The organism is Mesorhizobium sp. B2-3-7 (genome assembly GCF_006442695.1).
Taxonomy (GTDB): domain Bacteria; phylum Pseudomonadota; class Alphaproteobacteria; order Rhizobiales; family Rhizobiaceae; genus Mesorhizobium.
Genome location: NZ_VFVV01000008.1, coordinates 274,842 through 298,196, shown reverse-complemented (window position 1 = coordinate 298,196; position 23,355 = coordinate 274,842). Strand labels below are relative to the sequence as shown.

The window sequence follows — 23,355 nt, the reverse complement described above, 5'->3', positions numbered from 1 at the left end:
ATGAGCACGCGCAAGGACCGCCTGAAGAAGCTGGTCAAGGTTCAGGAACAGTTGAAGGCGCTGCACGAGACGCGCCACGCCACCCTCCTCGCCGCCGCAAATGCCGCCGAAGCCGAGGCCAAGGAACTGGTCGAGCATTTCGATAGGGACAATTCCCTCTCCGGCCTTTTCCCCGATCTCTACCACCGCCGCATCGCCCAGGCCGTCGTGCGCCAGGAGGCGAACCTCGAAAGCGCCAGGAAGGAAGCCGGCCTCGTCGCGTCGGCAACCGCGCGCACCAACATGGTCGAGCGCGCCTACAAGGACGTGCGCAATCGCGACGAACGCGAACGCTCCGACCGCGAACGCCTCGATTTGATCGCGCAGAAGCGGAGACAGGAGTAGAGGAGGAGGTCTGGACGCAAAGCAAGCCTTCGCAGCGGAATCCTGGATGACCGCTTTGCGCCTCGTACGGGCTATGGATGCAATTTCGCGTCTACCCAGAAGCCGCCCGTACAGCCTGTCGAAGAATGTGCCGAGCCTCCGCATTGCGGAGGATCGTGAAAAGGCGACGTTTCAGCTAGCTTGTTATCTGCTCGGCGGCAGCTTCCTCGAGGCCAGCTGCCGCTTGGACGGCAAGACCGCGAGCCGCTGCCTGTGAATCGTAAAATTCCTCCAGCGCATGGACCCTGCCCCACCGCAGGGTAAACACGTGGAGACCTCGGTTGATGTACGACGTGTCGCCGTTAAGCAGGGTCGCGGTGCCATCCCACTGGGCAAACACAGTGGTATGCCACGGCCAGCCCTCCACCCAGATGTGATTGACCCTGAGACGGAGGGTGGGCAGAACACGGCCGAGGCGTTCAAACCAGCGGCGCAGGGCTTCCTTGTCGTGGCGCTCTCCACCAAGCGCGTGGGCGCCGCCAACCCGATGATGGACATGCGGCGCGAGTGCTTTCACCGCCGCATCCCAGCGATGATTGTTGACGTCATCGAAGCTCTTTCGGATCGATTTCTCGACAAAATAACTATATAGCATATCACTCTCCTCCAACTCATTCGGTAGCGCGATCGAAGGCACCTGTGGCAAGCTGTTCGGACGCAGCCGACACCATGCAGGGTCTGCGCGTCAGCGCATTGTCGCGTCGGCTCGCAGGTATGTGTCGGTCTCGGTCGAGATCGTGACCTCCTCGCCCGACCTTGAGAACGCATAAAGCGAATCCTGGTGGCCCGGCATGGAAAAGGCCACGGAGTCGCCGTCAGCAAGGCCCATGACGAAGCGCAGCGGATCACCTCCGATCTTCGGCGCGAGGGTGGCGGTGACCTCCAGCAGGCCGCCGTTGACCGGGACGTAGTAGACCACCATGTCGAGCTGTCCCTCGTGCAGGCTGGCAGCTTCGATCGGCCGTCCGATGGTCGCTTCCTCGGCAAAAGCCGGGTTCGCAAGAAACATCGCGGCCAGAACGGACGCACTCAGGGTTTTGCGGATCATCTCATATCTCCTTTTTTGGATTGCGTTCGACCTCTATATAATGTATAGATTACGAATGCAATCTAAAAAGGAGATGGCGATGCGCGTAAGTCGCACTCAGGCCGCGGAAAACCGCGAAACCGTGATCAATGTGGCAAGCCGCCTTTTTCGGGAGCGAGGCTTTGACGGCATTGGCCTCAAGGATCTGATGAAGGGCGCCGGGCTGACCCAGGGCGCCTTTTACAAGCAGTTCGAGTCAAAGGACGACCTGGCGGCGCAGGCATCCAGGCGCGCGATGGAAAGCGCCACCGACAAGTGGTCGGCCGCGACAGCGGCAAACCCTGGGAAACCGCTCGACGGGGTGATCTCATTCTACCTCAGTATGGATCATCGCGCGGAAAAGATGGACGGCTGCCCGGTCGTCGCGCTCGGCTCGGATGCGGCCAGGCAAGGCGCCGAGGTAAAGGCCTCATTCGAGGCCGGCATCAGGGAGTATCTCGAGATGCTCGGCAGTTGGGTTGGCGAGGACGACGGCGAAAAGGGCGGCAACAAGGCAATGGCCGTTCTCTCGACAATGGTCGGCGCGGTCATGCTCTCGCGGGTGGTCAACGACCCGGACCTCGCGCAGGCTTTTCTGGATGCGGCGGCCGATCAGGTTCGCGAGACAGTCGCCATCTGAATGATGCGGGCAGCGGCGCCTGATCCATTGCTCGCCGCTCGGACCGAACCGTCGCGCGCGACTGCGAAGAAGTAACGGATACCGTCCCAGTCGATCATGGAGAAGTTCGCGTCGTCACGTGAAGCCTCCGGTGCGATTTCGCACCACCGTAGTGCGTGTCTTCCGACTGCATGGCGCGCCTGGGCATGCCTACCTCTTGGCGTGGGGCAGCGGCGATGCGTCCGCCCGAAGGAGAAGCGCGATGAGCTATTCCACCATGAGATTTGGGGCTGTTGGCCAGGCATTGGCCCGTATGTTCGGCCGCTAGGCAAGCACCGGGCTCGGCATCCTTCGGCACTAGCATCGGAACGCCTGCGTGCGCTCGCGCGGCTTATCTAGCTGAGCGGCATCAGCTGACCTCCGGGCCATCCGTCCGGTCGTCTGGCCACCTATAATCGGAGATCAAGGGCATGAACATCGAACTCAAGGGCCGAAAGGCCATCGTCACCGGATCGACCGCCGGCATCGGTCGCGCGATCGCCGAAGGGCTGGCGCGCGCAGGCTCCGCCGTCGTCGTCAATGGACGTACTGAAGAGCGGGTCGCCGCGACGCTCCGGGAACTGCGCGCGCTGCTGCCTGGCGCCGACCTCACCGGCATTGCCGCCGATCTCGCGACAGCCGAGGGCTCGGCGGCGCTCGCGGCACAGGCGCCGGATGCCGACATCCTCGTCAACAATGTTGGCACTGCGCGTCCCAATGGCTTCTTCGAGCAGGACGACGCCGCATGGCTCGACCTCTTCCAGCTCAACGTGATGAGCGGCGTGCGCGCCGCGCGCCACTATATGCCGGGTATGGTCGAGCGCGGGTGGGGACGGGTCGTCTTCATGAGCAGCGAGTCCGCGCTCGCCATCCCCAAGGAGATGATCGACTACGGCATGACCAAGACCGCGTTGCTGGCCGTGTCGCGCGGGCTGGCCGAACTTGTCGGTGGCACCGGCGTCACGGTCAACGCTGTCCTGCCGGGGCCGACCGACTCCGAGATTCTTGGCGACTGGATGAAGGCCACCGCGAAGGAGCAGGGCATCACGCAAACGGACGCCGAGCATGATTTCCTGAAATCGCTGCGTCCGACCACGCTCATCAACCGGTTCGCGACAACCGAGGAAGTCGCGAACATGGTCGTCTACACCTGCTCCGAGCAGGCCTCGGCGACCACCGGCGCCGCGTTGCGCGTCGACGGTGGTGTGCTCCGCTCGATCGGATGAGCCGCGTCCCACCGCCGCGGTGGCATGAGGGTCGCCGCGGCTGGGCCAGCCTCAAATCGGCGCCGGCTCGGGTGACTCATATCGGCGGCGATTATCGGATCGTCGGAGCCGCCTGGGGTGCCCCGATCGACCGGGCCGAGGTCAAGATCGACGAGCGGCCGTGGATCGATGCCAGGAGCCGCCGTCTGCTCTCGGCCCTTACGCGGACGTGCAGCAATGCGCCACTGTCCGGAATTACGGTTGAGAAGAGCGCCCGTCCGCCGGTTGCGGGAATTGCCCTTCGTTGTTCATGCTTACTTCCGTGACCAGCTTGCGGCGAAGCGCCGTGCTGTAGTCGTTTGGCCCTTTCGGCGTCATGACGAAGGCCTGGGAGCCGCCAATGACCGATTTGGCAAAATAGGATGCCAGCGAATTGTCAGGATCGTCGTCTTCGGTGGGAATGGCGATGGCGTTGATCGTATATCCCTTGGCAATGGCGTTCAGCCTGCTCGGCTGAACAGGAAGTCCGTCGTTGTTCTCACCATTGGAAGAGATATCGATGACCTTCTTGGCGGCATTTCCAGGAAACTGGTCCAGCAGAAGACTGCCAATGTCGATAGCCGAGGAAACCGATGTTCCGGCTCGCCCTCGGCGGATGACGCCGGTATCCCCTTTCCTGCTGATCTCCGCCGCCGCCGCTCTTGCATCTTCTAGTCCGCAAATGCTTGTCCACGGCAGTACGGTGCGTGCGTGTCCGGGGCTCGACCATTCAAAGTAGGCCACGCCGATGCAGCCGACGTAATTCCGGCCGATGGCGGCGATTATCTCGGGCGAAGTGAGTGCCGCGGCATGTCCCTCGCGTTGCAGATCGGCGATCTTTGGATCAATCGATGCCGAGAAGTCGACCGCGAACACGATGGCGACGTCGACATTCGCTGCATGCGCCGGGAGATTCCAGAACGCAGAAGCTGCAAGTATCCCCGCCAGCCTCAGGAGTGAATTGGCTCGCCTTGCCAGCCCCCTTCCCGATGTCTTTGTCGGCGAAAAAAGATTGCCCCGGCCTATCGACTGCACCCGCCCGCGAAAGGAGACCGCTCCAGAAGAGGGACCGGCGTCCTGATACATATCTGTAAACATGCCCATTCTCCATCTCGACAACCGATCGTTGTCAAAGCCGCCCATTTTCAACATGTGGAAATTTGACGAGGGACCTTGGACCCAACGCCGAACAGCAGCAGATCGGCCTTGGTCCACAAAAGATAACAGCCGAGTAACGTCAGCGGCATGATGAGTGCCGCGAAGGACTCGCCCGACCAGACCACCGGCAAAGCCTGGCCGAGGGCGACGGTTGTCGCCACCACTGCCGGCAACCTGCTGGCGAGCACCGCACTGCGGAACGGATCGGGCCAGGCGGTCGGCCACACCGGAACCGGCCTGCCCGGCCTGTGAAAGGTGCTGCCGAACTTGCCGAGCGCATGCAGCAGGCCGGAGGTCGCCGCAAGCAGCGGGTCGCCGAGCAGCAAGAGCGCGATGCCGAGCCCGATTGCGCCTAATCCCGAGAGGAAGTCGCCCAGACGATTGAGGGTGGGATCGGGGACATCCGGCTTTGCCCAAGCCCGGTGGTAGGCTTCGCCGCCGCAGAAAAAGACGAGGGTAGCCAAGGTGAGCGCAACAGTGCCATGGCTGCCCGCGAAATAGTCCATCACCGCCGCGATGACAGCGCTTTCCTCATGCTGGCCGACTGGCGCGGCCGCAATTTGGGTTGCAAGACCTACGATGAGGCCAAGCGCGTTGCCACTGTTGTAATAGCCGCCGGGTCCCTTCATGCGGGCACCAAGGGCCGATCTCAAATGTGCGAGCGGAAGAAGGACTGTCCACGCGTTCATCGCAGCGCCCCCGCGGCCTGTCCGGCCGCGCTCGATACGGCGACGTTCGCATCAGCGGCAGTGGTCATCGCATTCCTCCACCGGACCTGAACTGTTGACGCGGCGTTCGCCTGCCCCGCTTGCCGGCGCTGTTGCAAAGGCAGGGGCAATGTCGAAGCGTTGGTTCGAAGCGGTCCGCAAGGACGCACGTGCCTGCGGCGCTCGGTTCGATCGTGCCACGGAAAGGATCGCACCGAGAATGATCGCTGCTCCCAAGGCGCCCGGCCACGAACTCCGCTCGCCCAGAAAGATCGCCGCGCCCAGCGCCCCGAAAACGCTTTCGGCACTGACGATCACGGCGGCGTGGCTGGCCGGCGTGAAGCGCAGGGCAACCGTCTGTATGCCGAAGGCTATCGCGGTGGAGAAGACGCCGAGTATCGCCAATTCCGGACCGGCTGCGAATGCGGCGGCCAGCGACAGGTTGCCTTGCATTGCCCCAAGCGGCAGGGCGAAGACTGCGGCGCCGAGGAATTGTGCGGCGGCGGCGGTGAACGGCCGCGCATGGGCCTGCATGTGCCGGCCGAGCTCGACCGCCCAGAGCGCATAGCAGGCAGCCGACAGGATTGCGGTGAGATCCCCGCTGCCGAGGCCGCCGATCCCATCCGACAAAAGCAGGGCTCCGACCAGGGTCAGCCCGGCAGCGATCGTGAGGCCCGCTGTCGGACGCTCGCCGACGAGCAACCAGGCGGCCAATGGTGTCATTACGGTTGCCGTGCTCACCAGAAAGCTTGCATTGGTGACCGAGGCTCCGACATAGCAAAGCTGCTGAAGCGTGATGGAGATGGCGAACAGCGCGCCCACCCTGGCCAGGCTCGGAAAATAGCCCGCCCCGATCGCCACTCGCCTTTCGGTCAAGACAAAGGGCAGCACCAGCAGCCCGCCGATCAGGCAACGCAGACTTACCGCGCTCATGGCGTCGAGATGGACCAGCACCGTCTTTTGCGAGACGTTGCCGAAGCCCCACAATGCGGCTGCAAGGAGCAGCAGCAAATTGGCTCTTGTTCTGGACACGCGCCCCCCTTGAACCAAGCATTGCGTTGACTTGGCCGCCTAATTTAGCGAAGTCTAAATGACCTGCCGTCACGGGAGCGCTTGAAGCGCGGTGACGGACGATTGCGGAACGTTAGATTTGCGTTAGAATTTCGTCAGGCTGAGGCAGCAGATGCAAAGTGACGACGGCGGCGCTGCAAATAGAATCTCACTCTTCGGCGGCTTCCGTATTGAAACAACTGGCCCGCTTCGACTGGTCGGGAAACGCGGCCCGGCAATCGTTGCTTATCTGGCCCGATGTCCGGGCATGGCAGCGACGCGGGAGAGACTGGCTGATCTGCTATGGGGCGACAGCGATGGCGAACATTCGCGCAACAGTCTTCGCCAAGCGCTCAGCGTCCTGCGCCGCGATCTCTCGGGTGTCGATCTTATCCATTCCACCGGAGAGTTGATCCACCTCAGGCCAGAGGCGTTCCGGGTCGATGTGGAGGAGTTCGAGACGGGTTTATCGGCCCGCTCCGCGCAGGAACTCGAAAAGGCTCTGGCGAACTACACCGGCCCGTTCCTCGACGGTCTCCATGTGGGAAGCAATGGCTTCGACGACTGGGTCGCGTCGGAACGCGACAGGTTGCTCGGTCGTGCGCTTGAATCGTTCGAGAAACTGGCTCGCCTCGTCGACGCTGAAGCGGGCCTCGTCCTGGCCGATCGCGTCCTGGCTATGGATCCGGCGCGGGAAGAATCCTATCGGCTCAAGATGGAATTGCTCCTTGCTTGTGGTCAACGCGACAAGGCGCTCAGGACATACGAGGCTTGCAGAAGCATGCTGAAGAAGGAGTTCGGCGTCGAAGCCGGCCCTGAGACGCGGGCACTATGGCAGTCCCTGCTGCTCACTTCCGACACGGCGTCACACGCACCGTCGGCAAGTGGTGTTGCGGCCAGCCATCGTCTCGGACACCCCTCCATCGGCGTTGCCGACTTCACCAATCTGACCGGAAAACAAGGCGACAATTTTTTCTCCAAGGGACTGGTCCAGGACATCACGACAGCCCTTTCCGAGGTGGCCGACTATGTCGTGCTCTCCGCGGTTCCCCCGACAGATAAGATCGGCCCGCGCCAGGAAGGTAAAGCGCCGGGAGCGCTGCGCGCACAATATGTGCTCAGCGGCAGCATCCAGAGATCCGGCAATGGGCTGAGGGTGAACATCCAGCTTGTCGATGCCGTCGGCGGTCATCATGTCTGGGCCCAGAAGTTCGACGGCCACTCCGAGAATGCGCTCGAATTCCAGGACAGGATCGCCCAGTCCGTCGTTCTGGCGGTGATCCTCGAACTTCAACTGACCAACTGGAAGGTCCGCGACAAGAGTCCGCCTGGTCCCCCTGAAGTGCGCAGGTTGGTGAACGAGGCGCTCATGAAATATTTTGAGATGACCCACGACTCGCTGCTGGTCGGGATGGAACTTGCGACGAAGGCGCTCTCGACAGGGCCCGACAACGCCCGTGCGAAGCGGACGCTCTCGATCATGATTTCCATGGGCATCGCGTTTGGCGCGCTGCCCCGCGAGCAGGGCAATATCGAGTATACGCTGGCGCTTGCCGAGGCCGCGGTGCGGGCGGTGCCGGACGATGAAATTGCCCGGTGCATCTTGTCATTCGCTCTCGAAAGTTGCGGTCGTATCGACGAGGCGATCGTCGAATGCCGGCACGCGATCAGCCTCAACCCAAATTATCCGAGCGGCCACGGCGATATTGCGATGCTCTTCGCGCTGCGCGGGCAGGTCAGCGAAGCCGTGCGCGAGGCGAACGAGGCGATCCGGCTGGGAACCCATGACGTCATCGACTACTGGCGTCACCACGGGCTCGTTATGGCGCTGTTTGCCGGCGGAGACGATCAGCGGGCGCTCGAGGTCGCGCGCAAGGTGGTCAGGACAAAGCCGGGCTTCGTTCGTGGCGCGCTTTATTGGGCCGCGGCCGCGGCCGCAACCGGCAATCGCGATGAAGCGTCGCGGGCCATCCATCATTGCCTGTCACAACTTCCGCATCTCAATCTGAGCAATGTCTGCCCTGGCTTTGTGCCGCGCTATGTGAAGGATCATCACCATTCCCGGTTCCTTGAAATGCTGTCGAGGGCCGGTCTTCCCCCGTCCTGAAGCGCGTCACGTTCGAACGGATTCGGGCGAGACGCCTTCTGCAGGTCGTTCTCCCAAAACCGGAAGCCACATTTTTACCCGACATGCGTTGTTGAAATCTGGCTGCGCGGCTGGATGCAGAGAACCCTGACCTTCCTTCCTCCCCCCGCAAGCCTGCCACAAGCTTGTTGAGGCATGGTCTGGCCAAGGAAACCCGACAAAAGGCGGACTTTCTTGGCGATCTCTCCCCCCAGCGACATCGTGATGGATGTTATCCGAGCAGCCGAGCCGGCGGATCTCGCGGCCGCGCGCGCCGCGCTGACCAGGCATGCGGGCGGCGTTGCCGGCAGCTTTTCGGTCGATGCCGCTTCGGCCGGGACGATGCTGTCGCGCGCCACCGCCGACCAGGCCATGGCGGCCGATCCATCCAAGAAGTTCAAGAAATTCGAAGCCATGGTGCTCCAGACCTTCATCCAGAACATGATGCCCAAGGACACCGAGGGCGTGTACGGCAAGGGCCTGGCCGGCGACATGTGGAAATCGCAGCTCGCCGAGCGCGTCGCCGACGTCATGGCCGAGCGTGGTGGCATCGGCATCGCCAAGTCGCTGCTCGCCGACCATTATCTCGAAGGCAAGCGCAAGGTGCCGATCGGCCCAGTCTCCGGCGGGCCTGAAAAGACCGAGACCGACCGGCAGAGCCGTCTGTCCACCTCGCTCGTCCAGGAGCTGCAGCGCAAGGCCGCCAGGTCCATGACCGGCGATGAAACGACCACAAAGACAGACATCAAGATCTAGACTGGGAAACGCCATGGCCGACTTTTCGGAATTCACCGCCAACCTGCCGGCGCGCACGGCCACATCGGAAGCCCCGGTCGCACTCGCGCGGCCCGGAAACCTTGCCGCCATCATCGGCCGCATCGAGGAAGTCGTCGAGCAAGAGACGGCCGGGCTGCGCAGCGACACCGGCTACGACCTCAAGGCATCGAACGCGCGCAAGAGCCGCTATCTCTATGAACTGACCCGTGCCATGCGCGGCGGCAGCGAAGCCGAGTTCCTCGAACAGCACCGCGAAGGCCTTGTCCGGCTTCGCCAGAAGCTTGCGAAGAACGAGGCGGCGATCCTGGCGCATCTGAGCGCCGTCAACGAGGTCGCAGGCCTGTTGCGCACCGCCATCCAGCGCGCCGAAACCGACGGCACTTATTCCGCCGGCGAGTTCGGCCGGGCGCGCGGTTAGCGCGCGGTGGTCGCCGGCTCGGGTGCCTGAATGGTCAAGGTCATCGCCATCGCGGTCTGGATCTGCGTCGCCACGCTCGGCGCGGTGTTCTATTCGTTCCAGGCCGCCGGCGAGCGTGGCGTCGGCGAAAAGCCGAAGCCGATGCTGGGCGGACTGGACTACGTCAAGACCGAGGTCATCTCGGTGCCGCTGATCCGCAACGCCAGGATCGACGGTTATTTCCTGACCAAGTTGGTCTACACGGTCGAACCCGAGCAGATCAAGAAACTGTCGATCCCGGCCGAGGCACTGATCACCGACCAGGTCTATTCCTACCTGTATTCCAATCCGCAGATCGACTTCACCAAGAAGGAGACGATCGACCTCGACGCCTTCCGCGCCGCGATCCGCGATACCGTCAACACACGCGTCGGCGCCACACTGGTGCATGAGGTTCTGGTCGATCAGGTCAATTTCCTGAGCAAGGATGAGATTCGCGACAACTGGCTGCGCCGCCGGCAGGAGGCCGGCGCCACGGCATCCGAGATGACCAAGGCGTTCAAGTCGCATTGAGCCATCGGGATACCACTGGCCAGGGACGGTGATCGGCTCCTCGCCCGGCTGCGGCGATAGGAACCAGGCCCTGCAATCCGCGTTGACGTAAACGTCAATCCAAAGCTATATGCGGCAGCGACCGTGACCGCGAAGATGCATGGCCCTCGGGCGGATCATGCCGTGCCGCGACAGATGCAACCAGATAAGCAGATGCAACCGAACAGGCAGATGCAACCAGACAGGAGAATAGCGTGAGCGTTCAGGAGATTGCCGACAAGATCAGGTCGCGCGTGGCCAGCAGCGGGTTCGATCGTTCCGTGAAATTCGACACCGGCGGCGACGGCGTCATCGTCATCGACGGCGCCGATGTCTCGACCACCGATGGCCCCGCCGACTGCACCATCAAGCTCTCGCTCGACGATCTGGACTCGCTGATATCGGGCGATCTCAACCCGACCATGGCGTTCATGACCGGCAAGATAAAGGTCGAAGGCGACATGTCTGTCGCCATGGCGCTCAGCCAGTTGATCGGCTGAGACAGAAGACCGCCGAGACTGTTCTCGGAACGAAAACGCCGCCGTTTCGGGCGGCGTTTTTCGTTCGTTTGGGGCTCAGCGCCTCAGGCCGCCAGCGCCTGCGCCTTCAGCTTGCGTCCCGCGGCCTTCAGCGTGCCATGGACGCCGTCGAGCGCGCCCTCCACCAGTTCCACCGCGAGCAGCCGATGCCGCTCATACGGGCCCGGCATGGCCAGCGAACCGGTCTTTGCGGCTGAGAAGCCGAAGCGGCCGTAATAGGGCGCGTCGCCGACCAGCAGGATCGCCGCGTGGCCGAGACGCGCGGCTTCGGCGACCGCATGGCGCATCAGCGCCGAGCCGATGCCGGCACTCTTGAGCGAAGGAGCGACCGCCAGGGGCCCAAGCAACAGTGCTGCCGGACCGCCCTCGCCCAGCGTGACGTCCCAGAGCCGCACCGTGCCCATCACGGCGCCCGATGCGTCGCGCGCGACGAAAGCCAGGCCTTCCGAGGGCCGCCGGCCCCGCCGCAGCTTCTCCGACGACTTCGTCTTGCGCTTCGGCCCCATGGCGGCATCGAGCAACGCCTCGCGCGCCGCGATGTCATCAGGCGTTTCGGCAACGATGGCGAAAGCACGGGCACTCTCCCCCCTCGAGGGGGAGATGTCGCCGAAGGCGACAGAGGGGTTCGCCGCGCGTGAAGCGCTAGCCCCATGCGGTCCAAGAGACGTCGAGGCGGCTGAGACAAACCCCTCCGGCCACTTCGCGCCCATCTCCCCATCTGAGGGGGAGATGTCGCGCGCAGCGCCTTCGACAACGAAATTTGCAATGTCCATTTCCGCGATCCCTTCACGAGCGGAGACTGTTCCACAGGCGAGCCCGGATGGGCGACAAACGCCCACCTGGGATGATCCGACGGTTCTTTCGACCGTCAGATCACGTAGGATCGGAGAGGCTCGAAACCGTTGAAGGCGACCGCCGAATAGGTGGTCGTGTAGGCCCCGGTGCCTTCGATCAGCACCTCGTCGCCGATGGTCAGCGACAGAGGCAGCGGATAGGGCGTCTTCTCATACATCACGTCGGCCGAATCGCAGGTCGGGCCGGCGAGCACGCAAGGCGCGGTTTCTGAGCCGTCATGCGCGGTCACTAGGGGATAGCGGATCGCCTCGTCCATCGTCTCGGCCAGGCCGCCGAATTTGCCGATATCGAGGAACACCCAGCGCACATTGTCGTTGTCCGCCTTCTTCGAGATCAGCACGACTTCCGACTTGATGACGCCGGCATTGCCGACCATGCCGCGGCCCGGCTCGATGATGGTCTCGGGAATGGCGTTGCCGAAATGCTTGCGCAGCGCCGAGAAGATGGCCTGGCCGTAAGCCTGGGCCGCCGGCACGTCGCGCAGGTAGCGCGTCGGGAAGCCGCCGCCCATATTGACCATCTTCAAGACGATGCCTTCCTCGGCGAGCGTCGAAAACACGGTCTTGGCGTCGGCCAGCGCGCGATCCCAGGCCGTCAGGTCGGTCTGCTGCGAGCCGACATGGAACGACACGCCATAGGCGTCGAGCCCGAGCGCCTTGGCATGGCGCAGCACGTCGACGGCCATCGCAGGCACGCAGCCGAACTTGCGCGACAGCGGCCATTCGGCGCCCTCGCCATCGGTCAGCACGCGGCAGAACACGCGGGCGCCTGGAGCGGCGCGGGCGATCTTCTCGACCTCCTCGACGCAATCGACGGCGAACAGCTTGATACCGAGCTGGTAGGCGCGCGCGATGTCGCGCTCCTTCTTGATGGTGTTGCCGAAGGAGATGCGGTCCGCCGGCGCACCGGCGTCCATCGCCATCTCGACTTCGGCAACGGAAGCGGTGTCGAAGGACGAGCCCATCGCAGCAAGGAGGCGCAGGATTTCCGGCGCCGGGTTTGCTTTCACCGCATAGTAGATCCTGGAATCGGGCAGCGCCTTCTCGAAGGCGCGGAAATTGTCGCGCACGACATCAAGGTCGACGACGAGGCAAGGACCGGTCGGACGTCGGGTGGCGAGGAAGTCGAGGATGCGCTGCGTGGCCATCGGGTTTCTCCATCACGCCTTTCGGCGCGCACAAGGGTGCGGACGCGGGCTGTCGGCCTCGCGAACACGCGGTGGACAAAGGCGGGACGGAAATCCATGGAACCAGCCGGTGGAGACCCCGGAACCATGAAACGCCGTCTCGCGGCGATGAACCTTGGCCTTGCCCGGCTTCGGTTCGCTTTGTCTGCCTTGGCTTGGACTGGGAGAACCCCGTTCCGCACTGCCGGCAATGATGGTGTGCCTCTTCAGTAACCCCGGTCTTTGGACAACCGGCAGAGAACCAGAAAGGCCCGCACCGTCGTTGCTTCAAGGTGTCCTCGGTCTGGCGGTTGGCCGCTAAACCGACTGGAGGGGTTGGCTCCAGTTACCTTACCGATTTCCCTCACCATTCAGAGGATCGGCGGACACCCACAGGCACGTGCGACTTTGGGCAAGCGCGATATAGGGGCAGAGAGATTCACAATCAATAAAAATCGTATCGCAGGTTGTAAAAATTCCGGCATCGAACAATGTTGGTTCACCGTATCCGGATATCGAACGATGACAGGCACGCACGACCCTCTCGACCCCCTTCTGCACCCTCGCAAGATACCGGTGGGCCGGCCTGTCGCTGGCCCTTCCGGCGGCGACATTGCCCTGATACGGCTCGGCCGAAACTCGACGCCGCACGAAAGGCCTGATTCATGGACACACTGACCCGCATGCGCGCCTTCATCGACGTGGTCGAGGCCGAGGGCTTTTCGGCGGCGGCGCGCAAGATCGGCCGCTCCAAGGCGCTGCTGTCGAAATATGTGCGCGAGCTGGAGGACGAGCTCGGCGCGCTGCTGCTCAACCGCACCACCCGCCAGTTCTCGATGACCGAGGCCGGCCACACCTATTATCGCCGCGCCTCCGAGATCGTGCGCGAGGTCGACAGTCTTGCCGACGCCGTGCGCGAATCCTCCGGCGATGTGCGCGGCAGGATCAAACTGTCTGCGCCGCGCACCTTCGCCGACGCGCCGATCGGCCAGTCGCTGATCGACTTCGCCAAGCAATATCCCGACATCGTGCTCGACATCCAGCTGGACGACCGCTTCGTCGACCTCGTCGAGGAAGGCTTCGATCTCGCGGTGCGCATCTCGCGCCTGGAGAACTCGTCGCTGATCGCCAGGCGTCTGGCGCCGTTCTCGACGCGGCTGTGCGCATCTCCCGAACTCATCGCAAAACATGGCATGCCGGTACGGGCGCAGGATCTCGGCCGCATGCCCTGCATCGTCGACACCAATGGCCGCGGCTTGAACAACTGGCAATTCAAGGGAGACGGCGAGGATACGGTGAGCGTCTCGGTCTCCGGCCCGATCGAAGTCAACAGCCCGATGGCGGCGCGGGCTGCTGCCCTGTCGGGGTTGGGATTTGCCATCCTGCCGGATTTCATCGCCGCGCCGGATATTGCGAGCGGCCGGCTGGTGACGGTGCTGGATGACCGCACCCTGTCGGGCGCCGGCATTTTCGCCGTCTATCCGCACCGGCGCTATTTGCCCGCCAAGGTGCGTGTCTTCGTCGATTTCCTGGTCCAGTGGTTCAGGACGCGCGAAACCGCATGACCGCCTTCAATTGCGGCGCGGTCCCATTTTCGCCCCCTTTCTGGTAACTGTCGACTTCTCTCCGAAGCCAAGGGAATCGCGACCGCGAATGCATCTGAGACGGCACGCAATCATGCTGGCTTCGGCCCTGGCGGCGACATTGGCCGCCGTTGGACCGGCAGAGGTGCATCCGCACGTTTTCGCCGAGGCCCGCCTCGACGTGATCCTCTCCCCGGATCACCAAAGCGTGAAAGCGCTGCGCCATCTCTGGCGCTTCGACGATCTGTTTTCCAGTACTGTCATGATGGAGTTCGACAAGAATTCCGACCTGAAGCTTGACGACAAGGAGTTGAAGGAGGTCGCCGACACGGTCCACGCCTCGCTGGCCGAATTCAACTACTTCCAGCTCGTCACCCAGGACGGCAAGGACGTGCCGATGACGCCGCCGCCGCATCTGATGGCCAATTTCGACAACGACCAGCTGATCATCCTGTTCGAGTCCGAACCGAAGGCGCCGATCAAGCTCGCCGGCAAGATCGATATCGGCGTCTACGATCCGACCTTCTACACGGCGATCGATTTCACCGAGGACGCCAACATCACGGTCGAGGGCCTGCCCCCGAACTGCACCGACAAGGTGGTCCGCCCCGACCCGGATGAGGCCATCAAGGAAAACCAGAAGACCCTGACGGACGCCTTCTTCAACGACCCGACAGGCACCGACATGAGCAAGATCTTTGCCACCAAGCTCGAACTGACCTGTCAGCCAGAAGGATGAACCCGGTGATGAGACCGTCCCTGCGTTTGGCATTCGGCCTGTTGGCCATCAGCTTCGCGATGGTGCATTTCGCCGGCTCGGCTCATGCCCAGAGCTCGCTCGGCATCGGCGTCAACGATGGCATGGCGCCGACCACCGGCCCGTTCGCCCACATCCTGATGTGGATCAATCTGCGGCAGCAGGAATTCTATCGCGCGCTCGCCACGGCGATGAAGGCGATGCGCCAGGACAACAGCAAGCTCTGGGTGCTCATCGGCCTGTCCTTCGCCTACGGCATTTTCCACGCCGCCGGCCCCGGCCACGGCAAGGCGGTGATCTCGTCCTACATGGTCGCCAACGAAGTGGCGCTGCGGCGTGGCATCCTGTTGTCGTTTGTCTCGGCCCTGCTTCAGGGCCTGACCGCGGTCGCGGTCATGGCGGTCGCCTATTTCGTCCTGCGCGGCACCGCCGTCTCGATGACCGACGCGGCCTGGTTCATGGAGATCATGAGCTTCGTCTTCGTCACCCTGTTCGGCGCCTGGCTGCTGTGGCGCAAGCTCGGCCCCTCCGTCCTGCGCCTGTTCGGCAGAGGTCCCGCCTACAGCCTGTCGGCGGCTCACGCGGGGCATTCCCATGCGGGCCATTCGCATGCCGGTCATACAGGTCACACGGGCCATTCGCATGCCGCTCACAGCCATTCGGCGAACGCGCTGCATGGGCATGAACATCACGACCATGGGGATGACCATTCGCACGATCACCATGACCACGGCGCGCATGACCATCACCACGATCATGGCGCGCACGATCACGCGCACGCGGCGGGCGAGGTCTGCGAGACCTGCGGCCACTCGCATGCGCCAGATCCGGCGCTGCTGTCCGGCGACCGCTTCGACTGGCGCACCGCCTGGACGGCGGTGGCCGCGGTCGGTATCCGCCCCTGCTCCGGCGCGCTGATCGTGCTCAGCTTCGCCCTGCTCAATGGCCTGTGGCTCGGCGGCCTGCTGTCGGTGCTGGCGATGTCGATCGGCACCGCCATAACCGTCTCGGCGCTGGCCACGATCGCGGTGACCGCAAAGAACTGGGCGGTGTATTTCGCCGGCGACGGCCGCATGGGCAACCGCATCCATTCGATCGTCGAGATCGGCGGCGCCGCCTTCGTGTTCCTGTTCGGACTGCTGCTGCTGTCGGCGAGCCTGACGGGTGGCGTTTGACCCGGAAGTAGCGCCCCAAGGTGTGTTGAGATTCAGGTCAGGCCGTGCCGAGAACGGTTGATATCGAGAACCGGAGCGGAGCGTACTTAAAGTACGTGAGCACCGGAAGCGCAGGTATCAGCCGTTCGCAGGCCGGCATCACCTGAATATCAATACACCTTGGGGCCGAGTTCATCCTCGATATGAGCGCGGATAATCTCGTCAAAGCTCTTCTCGGCACTGAAGCCGAGTTCCCTTGACCGCCGCGCCTCGAACCGCGTCGGCCAACCCTTGACGATCGCCCAGATCGTCTCGTCCGGCTCCTCGCGGATCAGGCTCACCGCCTTCGGCCCGGCGATGCGTTCCAGCGCCTCGATCTGCTCGCCGACGGTGACGGCGACGCCTGGCATCGTCAGGTTGCGGCGCGGCCCGACGGCGGCGCCGTCGATCCCGGCCGCATGGATCAGGAAATTCACCGCCGATCGCGGGCTGGCGTGGGTATGGACGACGGTGCGCGGCACCGGCAGGATCGCCTCCTGACCGTTCAGCGGCTCGCGGATGATGCCGGAGAAGAAGCCGGAGGCCGCCTTGTTCGGCTTGCCCGGCCGCACGCAGATGGTCGGCAGCCGGATGCCGATGCCGTCGAAGAAGCCGCGCCTGGAATAGTCGGCCAGCAGCGCCTCGCTCATCTGCTTCTGCGTGCCGTAGGAGGTCAGCGGCGTAGTGTGGAATTCATCGGGAATGACGTCCGGGAACGGCGCGCCGAACACGGCGATCGACGAGGTGAACACGACGCGCGGCGCAAACCCAGCCAGGCGGACGGCATCGAACAAGGCGCGCGTGCCGTCGAGATTGACGCGGTAGCCGAGATCGAAATTGGCTTCCGCCTCGCCCGATACGATGCCGGCGAGATGGAACACGACGTCGGGCCGCGACGCGACCAGCCTCTCGGCGGCGCCCGCCTCGGCGAGATCGCCGGTATGGCTGTGGATGCTGACGCCATCGATGGCCGGCGCCTGTGGCGGTACGATGTCGTGCAGGTCGAGCGCGGTGATCTTCTGGCCGCGCAGCCTGCCGTCCTTCGCCAGCCGTGCAATGAGCTTGCGGCCGACCATGCCGGCGGCGCCCGTGATCAGAATGCGCATGTCGAACTTCCCTTATTTGCCCTGATTTTTGCGTTGGCTGCGCGCGCGCAGCCAGAACACCAAGAAAAACGCCAGCACGAACGCGGTGCCGAAGATGCCGGCCAGCACGGTCGACAGATCGCCGAGGGCCAGCATGATGTTTGGCAGGAAATAAACGGCAATGCCGAACAGCAGCATGATCGACAGCGCGGCGATGGCGGCGTTCTTGCTATCGCGATCCATTATGCTGTCCCGGCGTGGCCAGGGGTCGTCGAGCTCGGATTCAAGGCGCTTGGGTTCCCTGCGTCAGTGATGGTGGCCATGATGCAAAGCCGCGTCATGCCCCTGGTGGTGATCATGGTCATGACCATGGTCGTGCTCGTCGCCGTCGTCGGCGCACTGGCCGAATTCAGGTTCCACCGTGGCATGGCTGATGCCATGCTCCGACGCAAGCCGCTTCTTGATCGCGCTGACCGCCTTGTGCGCGTCCACGCCCTCGTTGAGGCAGGCATGCAGCGTCGCCATGCTGCTGGTGCCGTCGATCGACCAGATATGCATGTGGTGCACCTCGCGCACCCCCTGGACCGTCGTCGCGATGTCGCTGGCGATCAGGTCCCGGTCGAGGCTCGGCGGCACCCCTTCGAGCAGGACGTGGGCGGCCGCGCGCATCAGCGACCATGCCGTGGACAGGATCAGCAGCGAGACCAGCACCGACAGGATCGGATCGATCGGGGTCCAGCCGGTCGCCAGAATGACGATCGCCGCCACGATTGCCGCGGCCGAGCCGAGCAGGTCGCCGAGCACATGCAGTATGGCGCCGCGCATGTTGAGGCTCTCACGGTCGCCGCCATGCAGCACCAGGAAGGAGCCGATGTTGACCAGCAGGCCGAGGATCGCCACCACCAGCATCGGCCCGCCCAGCACCGGCGCCGGCGTCTGCAGGCGCTCCCACGCCTCGTAGACGATCCACAGCGCGATGACGAAGATGGCGATGCCGTTGGTGTAGGCCACCAACGTCTTGACCCGGCCGAAGCCATAGGTCAGGCGGACGGTCGCCGGCCGGTCCGCAAGATGAAACGCATACCAGGCCAGGCCGAGCGCAATGGCGTCGGCAAGCATGTGGCCGGCATCGGCCAGCAGCGCCAGAGAGCCGGTGAAGAGGCCGCCAAGCGCCTCCGCCACCATAAAGCCCGCCGTCAGGCAGGCCGCGATCAGAACGCGCTTCTTGTCGGTCGAGCCATGACTATGCCCGCTGTGGCCGTGCCCGCTGTGGCCGTGCCCGCTGTGATCGTGCCGGCTGTCGTCGTCACTGTGCGCCAATGGCAAACTCCCATGCCCGGATTCAGCTCAGGCGCCGAATTCCGCGCGAAAATCCTCGAGCCGTCGTTTCTGCTGGCCGGCACCGTCGAAATTGGCCGGATCGAGCCACGCCTCGTAGGCTTTGCGCAAGGCCGGCCATTCCTTATCGATGATCGAATACCATGCGGTGTCGCGGTTTTCACCCTTGACGATCAGGTGCTGGCGGAAAACGCCCTCGAAGTTGAAGCCGAACCGTTCCGCGGCGCGCTTCGACGGCTCGTTGCGGTTGTTGCATTTCCATTCGTAGCGGCGATAGCCGAGCTCGTCGAAAATGTATTTCATGAACAGGAACTGCGCTTCCGTCGCCGCCGGCTTGCGCGCGATGAGCGGCCCCCAATAGATGTTGCCGATCTCGATGACGCCATAGGCCGGATCGATGCGCATCAACGTCTGGCGCCCGGCGACCTTGCCGCTCGGTTTGTCGATGACGGCGAAGAACAGCGGATCCTCGCTCGCCTCCACCTTGTCCAGCCAAGGCTGGAAGGCGGCGCGGGTTTCCGGCGGATAGTCGGGCAGCCAGGCGAAGCGGCCATCGACGTCGGCCACGGAAGACGCTTCATAGAGGCCATCGCCATGCTTCGCGGCGCTCAGCGGCTCAAGCCTGACATAGCGGCCCTCCAGCACCTTGCGCTCCGGGCGCGGACGCGGTTGCCAGTCCTTGAGATTTTCCGACACCGAAAGCTCCAATCCGTTTGACTTTTGCGGGCCGAAGCTCACAAAAACGCAACCGCATAGCAAGAACCACACGGACGGGAAAAATGCTCCACACGATTTCGGCCTTCGATCGTCTCGGCGAGGAAAACGCCTTCGCCGTGCTCGCGAGGGCCACGGCACTCGCCCAACAAGGCCGCGACATCGTCAATCTCGGCATCGGCCAGCCCGACTTCAAGACGCCGCAGCACATTGTCGAGGCGGCGATCAAGGCGCTGCGCGACGGCCACCACGGCTACACGCCGGCGAACGGCCTGTTGGCGACGCGCGAGGCGGTGGTGCGCCGCACGCTGACCACGACCGGGGTCGAGGTATCGCCCGAGGCGGTGATGATCCTGCCCGGCGGCAAGCCGACCATGTTCGCCGCCATCCTGATGTTCGGCGAGCCCGGCGCCGAGATCCTCTATCCCGATCCCGGCTTTCCCATCTATCGCTCTATGATCGAGTTCACCGGTGCGGCACCCATCCCCGTGCCGATGCGCGAGGAGAACGGCTTTGCCTTCTCGGCCGAGGAGACGCTGGCGCTGATCACCTCTAAGACGCGGCTCCTGATCCTCAACTCGCCGGCCAACCCGACCGGCGGCGTCACACCGCGCGCCGAGATCGAGAAGTTGGTCAAGGGACTGGAGGCACATCCGCGGGTGGCCATCCTTTCCGACGAAATCTACGACGTGATGACCTATGACGGCGAAAAACACTGCTCGCTGCTCGGGTTTCCCGAAATCCGCGACCGGCTGATCGTGCTCAACGGCTGGTCGAAGACCTGGGCGATGACCGGTTGGCGCATGGGCTGGTCGATCTGGCCGAACGGCGACAAGGGCGCCCATCTCTACGACAAGGTGCGCAAGCTGGCGGTCAATTGCTGGTCCTGCGTTAACGCGCCGAGCCAGTTTGCCGGCATCGCGGCCATCGACGGCCCGCAGGACGACGTCGACAAGATGATGCGCGCCTTCGATCGCCGCAGGAAGATCGTGGTCGAGGGACTGAACGCCCTGCCAAACATATCCTGCATCACGCCCAAGGGCGCCTTCTATGCCTTCCCCAACGTGTCGAAGACCGGCTGGAAGGCGAAGCAACTGGCCTCGGCCCTGCTCGATGACGCCGGCGTGGCGTTGATCGGCGGCCCCGATTTCGGCATTCTCGGCGAGGGCTATGTCAGGCTCTCCTACGCCAATTCCGAGGAGAACATTTTGCGCGCGCTGGACAGGATCGGAGCGTTCCTGGCCAAGTGAGGCCTCCGGCGTTCGCCGCGAGTCCGCATCGATTGCCGCTGGCGGCATGGCAATGTCATGATGCGTCGGGAGGCGCATGGCCAAAGACTGTGCCTGCGTGCGGGGAGCCGCTACGATCGTTGGATCAGGATCGAAATGGGGTGCCTCGATGTTTTATGCAATTCTTGCCTATCACGTGGAAGACGCGATCAAGGCACTGACGCCGCAGGAAGATGCGGCACTGATGACCGACCTGCTCAATATCCACGACGGGCTCTATGCGAACGGCAGCCTCGGCCCCTCGGCGCGGCTTGGAGCGACCCAGTCGGCCTGCACCTTGCGCGGACCCGGCGACGGGATCGTCATCGACGGCCCCTTCGCCGAGACCAAGGAACAGCTTCTCGGCCTCTATGTCGTCGATTGCGCCAAGCGCGATGACGCGATCGCCATCGCGCGCGATCTGCGCCGCGTCAACCCGACCGCCGTCTACGAGATCCGCCCGATCGCGCTCTATCTGCCGGGCGTGGCGCTGGCAGGCACCTAAAGCAACTCCAGAAAGCGCGTAGAGGTTTCCGGGAAAAGCGCGTAGCGCTTTCCCTTGGGAATTGCGCAAAAATAAAGGCTTGGTCAGCCTCTGCCCACGAACGGCATCTTGGTCGCCATCACGGTCATGAACAGCACATTGGCCTCGAGCGGCAGGCTGGCCATGTGGACGACGGCGTCGGCCACGTGCTGGACGTCCATCACCGCTTCGGCGGCAATGGAGCCGTTGGCCTGTGGCACGCCGACCGTCATCGGTTGCGCCATGTCGGTCAGCGCATTGCCGATGTCGATCTGGCCGCAGGCGATGTCGTAGGGGCGGCCGTCGAGCGCCAGCGTCTTGGTCAGCCCGGTGATGGCATGCTTGGTCGCGGTATAGGGCACCGATCCCGGGCGCGGCGCGTAGGCCGAGATGGAGCCGTTGTTGATGATGCGGCCGCCCATCGGTTTCTGCTTGCGCATGGCGCGGAAGGCCGCGCGGGCGCACAGGAACGAACCGGTGAGGTTTACGCCCACAATATCGTTCCACACCTCGACCGGGATCTCGTCGATCGGCGCCGACTTGTAGCCCATGCCGGCATTGTTGAAGAGCAGGTCGACGCGGCCGAACGCCTCCGCCACCGTCTCGAACAAATCATCGACCTCGCCGGGCTTGCTGATGTCGCAGGCGACAGCCAGTGCCTTGGCATCCGTCTGCTCGGCCGCGGCGATCGCCTCGTCCAGCAGCGCCTTCCGGCGTCCGCAGAACACGGTGTTCCAGCCGGCTTTGAGCAGCGCGGTGGCGACGCTCTTGCCGATGCCCGTGCCGGCGCCGGTGACGATGGCGGTTTTTTCGGTCATGGCAGATATCCTCCGGCTGCGCCGCGTTTTGCTCGACTGATTTTCAGGTGGTCCAGGGACAAAAGGCATCGCAAATGACGGCGGCGATGGCAAGCGGGACACTGGTATCCAGGGCAACGAATCCAAGCTGACAGGTCTCTTCGGGCCTTCGACCGCGCGCTGTCGAGGGAGCATTGAACGGAAAACCCGCCTGTGCGGCGGGTCCCTGGCGCAACTCAGCACCATAACCAAATATCTACCATAGTTGCCTTCACCCAGTCAAGGAAAAAATTCCTATCAAAGGTTCGGAGCCTGGCCGGGTGCCGAAAAGTACAATTCATTTTGGGAGAAGCCCGGAGGGCCGACAAAAAGGGCGGTCATTGGCGACCGCCCTGATCTGGACCGGACTTGGGAGGAGGAAAGCCGATCCGACTGTCTAGAATCATGCGCTTCCTGGGTTAACGAGAGGTTAACGCCACGAAGGCCCGCCTGTTCCGTTTTGGCCTACCAGCGTGGATTGGGTGAGGTCCCGGCCTTGGCAGCCGGCACTTTGGCCGCCGAAACCGTTGCCTCGACATGGTCGATCAGCGCATCCGGCAGGCCGAGCCGGCCCGCGAGCAGATCGAGATAGCCGCGCTCGGCGCGTGTGTCGGGATCGATTGTAAGGCGCGACGCGGTGTAGAGCTCAAGCTTCTGCGCGTCGGTCTTGGCGCCGGCCACCAGCGTGTCGAGGTCGAGCGGGTTCTCCAGCTCCGCCATCAGGAATTTTTCCGCATCGGAACCGATCCCCGCGAGGCTCAGCTTGCCGGCGATCTTCTTGCGCTCCTCATCGTCGACATGGCCGTCGGCCTTGGCCGCCGAGATCATCGCCCGCACCAGGGTCAGCGTGAATTCGTCCTCGCCCTGCGGCGCTTGCGACGGGTGGAACGCAGTGTCCTTCGGCGGCGGCAGCAATTCCGGTTCGCCGGCCGCCGGCGCCTGCTCGGGTGCATTGCCGGCCTTGTAGTTCTGGTAGGCCTTGTAGGCGAGGCCGCCGATCGCTGCCAACCCACCGAGCTTGACGGCGGCACCGGTGACCTGGCGCCCGGCGCCGGTTCCAAGCAGCACCGCGGCCAGCGCGCCCGCCGCAAGAGGATTGTCCTTGGCCATCTGCACCGCCTGTCCGGCCTTGTCGCGGACCGTGCCGCCGGTGCCGGGAATTTGCGAGCCGAGCAGATCGTCGAGAAGCTTCTTGGGATCGAACATCAATGCCTCCAGGATTGCCCGGCCGAACGGGCAGGTTTCGAACGCCGAAGACGTAGGTCCCGAAACCTGGCATTGCAATGACGGGCGGCCGCTTTGC

26 protein-coding genes are annotated in these 23,355 nt (G+C 63.8%); 13 read left to right on the top strand and 13 right to left on the bottom strand.

What is annotated here, in order from left to right:
- Nucleotides 1-384 (top strand): hypothetical protein, encoded by a 384-nt coding sequence (locus FJ940_RS18120; RefSeq protein ID WP_140632544.1) that lies wholly within the window; start codon nucleotides 1-3, stop codon nucleotides 382-384.
- A 175-nt stretch (nucleotides 385-559) separates the two neighbouring features.
- Here FJ940_RS18120 and FJ940_RS18115 read toward each other — a convergent pair whose 3' ends face one another.
- Together FJ940_RS18115 and FJ940_RS18110 are read right to left on the bottom strand one after the other, a co-directional pair.
- The gene (locus FJ940_RS18115) at nucleotides 560-1,018 is read right to left on the bottom strand and encodes a nuclear transport factor 2 family protein (protein WP_140496243.1); all 459 of its coding nucleotides are present in this window, start codon (nucleotides 1,016-1,018) and stop codon (nucleotides 560-562) included.
- Between the two features lie 90 nt (nucleotides 1,019-1,108).
- The gene (locus tag FJ940_RS18110; protein ID WP_140632541.1) at nucleotides 1,109-1,471 is read right to left on the bottom strand and encodes a hypothetical protein; all 363 of its coding nucleotides are present in this window, start codon (nucleotides 1,469-1,471) and stop codon (nucleotides 1,109-1,111) included.
- Between the two features lie 79 nt (nucleotides 1,472-1,550).
- On the opposite strand from FJ940_RS18110, the gene FJ940_RS18105 reads away from it, so the two are divergent.
- Complete coding sequence (locus FJ940_RS18105; protein ID WP_140513927.1) at nucleotides 1,551-2,129, top strand: TetR/AcrR family transcriptional regulator; 579 nt, start codon at nucleotides 1,551-1,553, stop codon at nucleotides 2,127-2,129.
- 449 nt (nucleotides 2,130-2,578) lie between these two features.
- Complete coding sequence (locus FJ940_RS18100) at nucleotides 2,579-3,373, top strand: SDR family oxidoreductase (RefSeq protein ID WP_140657391.1); 795 nt, start codon at nucleotides 2,579-2,581, stop codon at nucleotides 3,371-3,373.
- 234 nt (nucleotides 3,374-3,607) lie between these two features.
- On the opposite strand, the gene FJ940_RS18090 is transcribed toward FJ940_RS18100, so the two are convergent.
- From FJ940_RS18090 to FJ940_RS18080, 3 genes are all read right to left on the bottom strand, one after another.
- Nucleotides 3,608-4,489 carry a DUF1194 domain-containing protein gene (locus tag FJ940_RS18090; protein WP_140657436.1) on the bottom strand — a complete coding sequence of 294 codons (882 nt, stop codon included), beginning with the start codon at nucleotides 4,487-4,489 and terminating at the stop codon, nucleotides 3,608-3,610.
- A gap of 47 nt (nucleotides 4,490-4,536) precedes the next feature.
- On the bottom strand, nucleotides 4,537-5,178 hold the full coding sequence (locus FJ940_RS18085) for a hypothetical protein (protein WP_224655832.1): 642 nt from the start codon (nucleotides 5,176-5,178) through the stop codon (nucleotides 4,537-4,539).
- Nucleotides 5,179-5,289: 111 nt separating this feature from the next.
- Nucleotides 5,290-6,288, bottom strand: a complete 999-nt coding sequence (locus FJ940_RS18080; protein WP_140657387.1) for a DMT family transporter — start codon at nucleotides 6,286-6,288, stop codon at nucleotides 5,290-5,292.
- 151 nt (nucleotides 6,289-6,439) lie between these two features.
- On the opposite strand from FJ940_RS18080, the gene FJ940_RS18075 reads away from it, so the two are divergent.
- The 5 genes from FJ940_RS18075 (at nucleotide 6,440) to FJ940_RS18055 (ending at nucleotide 10,696) form a co-directional block, all read left to right on the top strand.
- Entirely contained in the window at nucleotides 6,440-8,413 is a 1,974-nt protein-coding gene (locus FJ940_RS18075) for a BTAD domain-containing putative transcriptional regulator (protein WP_140522356.1), read from the top strand.
- 174 nt (nucleotides 8,414-8,587) lie between these two features.
- Nucleotides 8,588-9,187: a rod-binding protein gene (locus FJ940_RS18070; protein ID WP_181171779.1), complete on the top strand. Its 600-nt coding sequence runs from the start codon at nucleotides 8,588-8,590 to the stop codon at nucleotides 9,185-9,187.
- Between the two features lie 13 nt (nucleotides 9,188-9,200).
- Nucleotides 9,201-9,626, top strand: a complete 426-nt coding sequence (locus FJ940_RS18065; RefSeq protein WP_140496250.1) for a hypothetical protein — start codon at nucleotides 9,201-9,203, stop codon at nucleotides 9,624-9,626.
- Nucleotides 9,627-9,656: 30 nt separating this feature from the next.
- Nucleotides 9,657-10,178, top strand: a complete 522-nt coding sequence (locus FJ940_RS18060; RefSeq protein WP_140496251.1) for a hypothetical protein — start codon at nucleotides 9,657-9,659, stop codon at nucleotides 10,176-10,178.
- Between the two features lie 233 nt (nucleotides 10,179-10,411).
- On the top strand, nucleotides 10,412-10,696 hold the full coding sequence (locus FJ940_RS18055) for an SCP2 sterol-binding domain-containing protein (RefSeq protein ID WP_140522358.1): 285 nt from the start codon (nucleotides 10,412-10,414) through the stop codon (nucleotides 10,694-10,696).
- 83 nt (nucleotides 10,697-10,779) lie between these two features.
- Here the strand turns inward: FJ940_RS18055 and FJ940_RS18050 are convergent, their stop codons facing one another.
- The gene (locus tag FJ940_RS18050) at nucleotides 10,780-11,337 is read right to left on the bottom strand and encodes an N-acetyltransferase (RefSeq protein ID WP_224618057.1); all 558 of its coding nucleotides are present in this window, start codon (nucleotides 11,335-11,337) and stop codon (nucleotides 10,780-10,782) included.
- Nucleotides 11,338-11,603: 266 nt separating this feature from the next.
- A complete protein-coding gene (odc2, locus tag FJ940_RS18045; protein WP_140496253.1) occupies nucleotides 11,604-12,737 on the bottom strand; it encodes an ornithine/lysine decarboxylase in 1,134 nt (377 codons plus the stop codon).
- 683 nt (nucleotides 12,738-13,420) lie between these two features.
- On the opposite strand from odc2, the gene FJ940_RS18040 reads away from it, so the two are divergent.
- The 3 genes from FJ940_RS18040 (at nucleotide 13,421) to FJ940_RS18030 (ending at nucleotide 16,270) form a co-directional block, all read left to right on the top strand.
- Nucleotides 13,421-14,320: a LysR family transcriptional regulator gene (locus tag FJ940_RS18040; RefSeq protein ID WP_140522360.1), complete on the top strand. Its 900-nt coding sequence runs from the start codon at nucleotides 13,421-13,423 to the stop codon at nucleotides 14,318-14,320.
- A gap of 88 nt (nucleotides 14,321-14,408) precedes the next feature.
- Nucleotides 14,409-15,077, top strand: coding sequence for a DUF1007 family protein (locus tag FJ940_RS18035; RefSeq protein WP_140496255.1), 669 nt, complete (start codon nucleotides 14,409-14,411; stop codon nucleotides 15,075-15,077).
- The gene (locus FJ940_RS18030; protein ID WP_140556582.1) at nucleotides 15,074-16,270 is read left to right on the top strand and encodes a nickel/cobalt transporter; all 1,197 of its coding nucleotides are present in this window, start codon (nucleotides 15,074-15,076) and stop codon (nucleotides 16,268-16,270) included. Before FJ940_RS18035 ends, FJ940_RS18030 begins: the two co-directional genes overlap by 4 nt.
- Before the next feature lie 149 nt (nucleotides 16,271-16,419).
- On the opposite strand, the gene denD is transcribed toward FJ940_RS18030, so the two are convergent.
- From denD to FJ940_RS18010, 4 genes are read right to left on the bottom strand one after another with little or no spacing between them, the layout of a single operon-like run.
- The gene (gene denD / locus FJ940_RS18025; protein WP_140657385.1) at nucleotides 16,420-17,394 is read right to left on the bottom strand and encodes a D-erythronate dehydrogenase; all 975 of its coding nucleotides are present in this window, start codon (nucleotides 17,392-17,394) and stop codon (nucleotides 16,420-16,422) included.
- Nucleotides 17,395-17,406: 12 nt separating this feature from the next.
- The gene (locus FJ940_RS18020) at nucleotides 17,407-17,619 is read right to left on the bottom strand and encodes a SoxR reducing system RseC family protein (RefSeq protein ID WP_140496258.1); all 213 of its coding nucleotides are present in this window, start codon (nucleotides 17,617-17,619) and stop codon (nucleotides 17,407-17,409) included.
- A gap of 60 nt (nucleotides 17,620-17,679) precedes the next feature.
- Nucleotides 17,680-18,693, bottom strand: coding sequence for a cation diffusion facilitator family transporter (locus tag FJ940_RS18015; protein ID WP_140657383.1), 1,014 nt, complete (start codon nucleotides 18,691-18,693; stop codon nucleotides 17,680-17,682).
- A gap of 27 nt (nucleotides 18,694-18,720) precedes the next feature.
- Complete coding sequence (locus tag FJ940_RS18010; RefSeq protein WP_140657381.1) at nucleotides 18,721-19,407, bottom strand: GNAT family protein; 687 nt, start codon at nucleotides 19,405-19,407, stop codon at nucleotides 18,721-18,723.
- An 83-nt stretch (nucleotides 19,408-19,490) separates the two neighbouring features.
- On the opposite strand from FJ940_RS18010, the gene FJ940_RS18005 reads away from it, so the two are divergent.
- A complete protein-coding gene (locus FJ940_RS18005) occupies nucleotides 19,491-20,675 on the top strand; it encodes a pyridoxal phosphate-dependent aminotransferase (protein WP_140657379.1) in 1,185 nt (394 codons plus the stop codon).
- Nucleotides 20,676-20,823: 148 nt separating this feature from the next.
- Nucleotides 20,824-21,198: a YciI family protein gene (locus tag FJ940_RS18000; RefSeq protein WP_140566217.1), complete on the top strand. Its 375-nt coding sequence runs from the start codon at nucleotides 20,824-20,826 to the stop codon at nucleotides 21,196-21,198.
- 83 nt (nucleotides 21,199-21,281) lie between these two features.
- On the opposite strand, the gene FJ940_RS17995 is transcribed toward FJ940_RS18000, so the two are convergent.
- A complete protein-coding gene (locus tag FJ940_RS17995; RefSeq protein ID WP_140513668.1) occupies nucleotides 21,282-22,034 on the bottom strand; it encodes an SDR family oxidoreductase in 753 nt (250 codons plus the stop codon).
- Nucleotides 22,035-22,517: 483 nt separating this feature from the next.
- Complete coding sequence (locus FJ940_RS17990) at nucleotides 22,518-23,258, bottom strand: tellurite resistance TerB family protein (protein ID WP_140650205.1); 741 nt, start codon at nucleotides 23,256-23,258, stop codon at nucleotides 22,518-22,520.
- Between the last annotated feature and the right edge of the window lie 97 nt (nucleotides 23,259-23,355).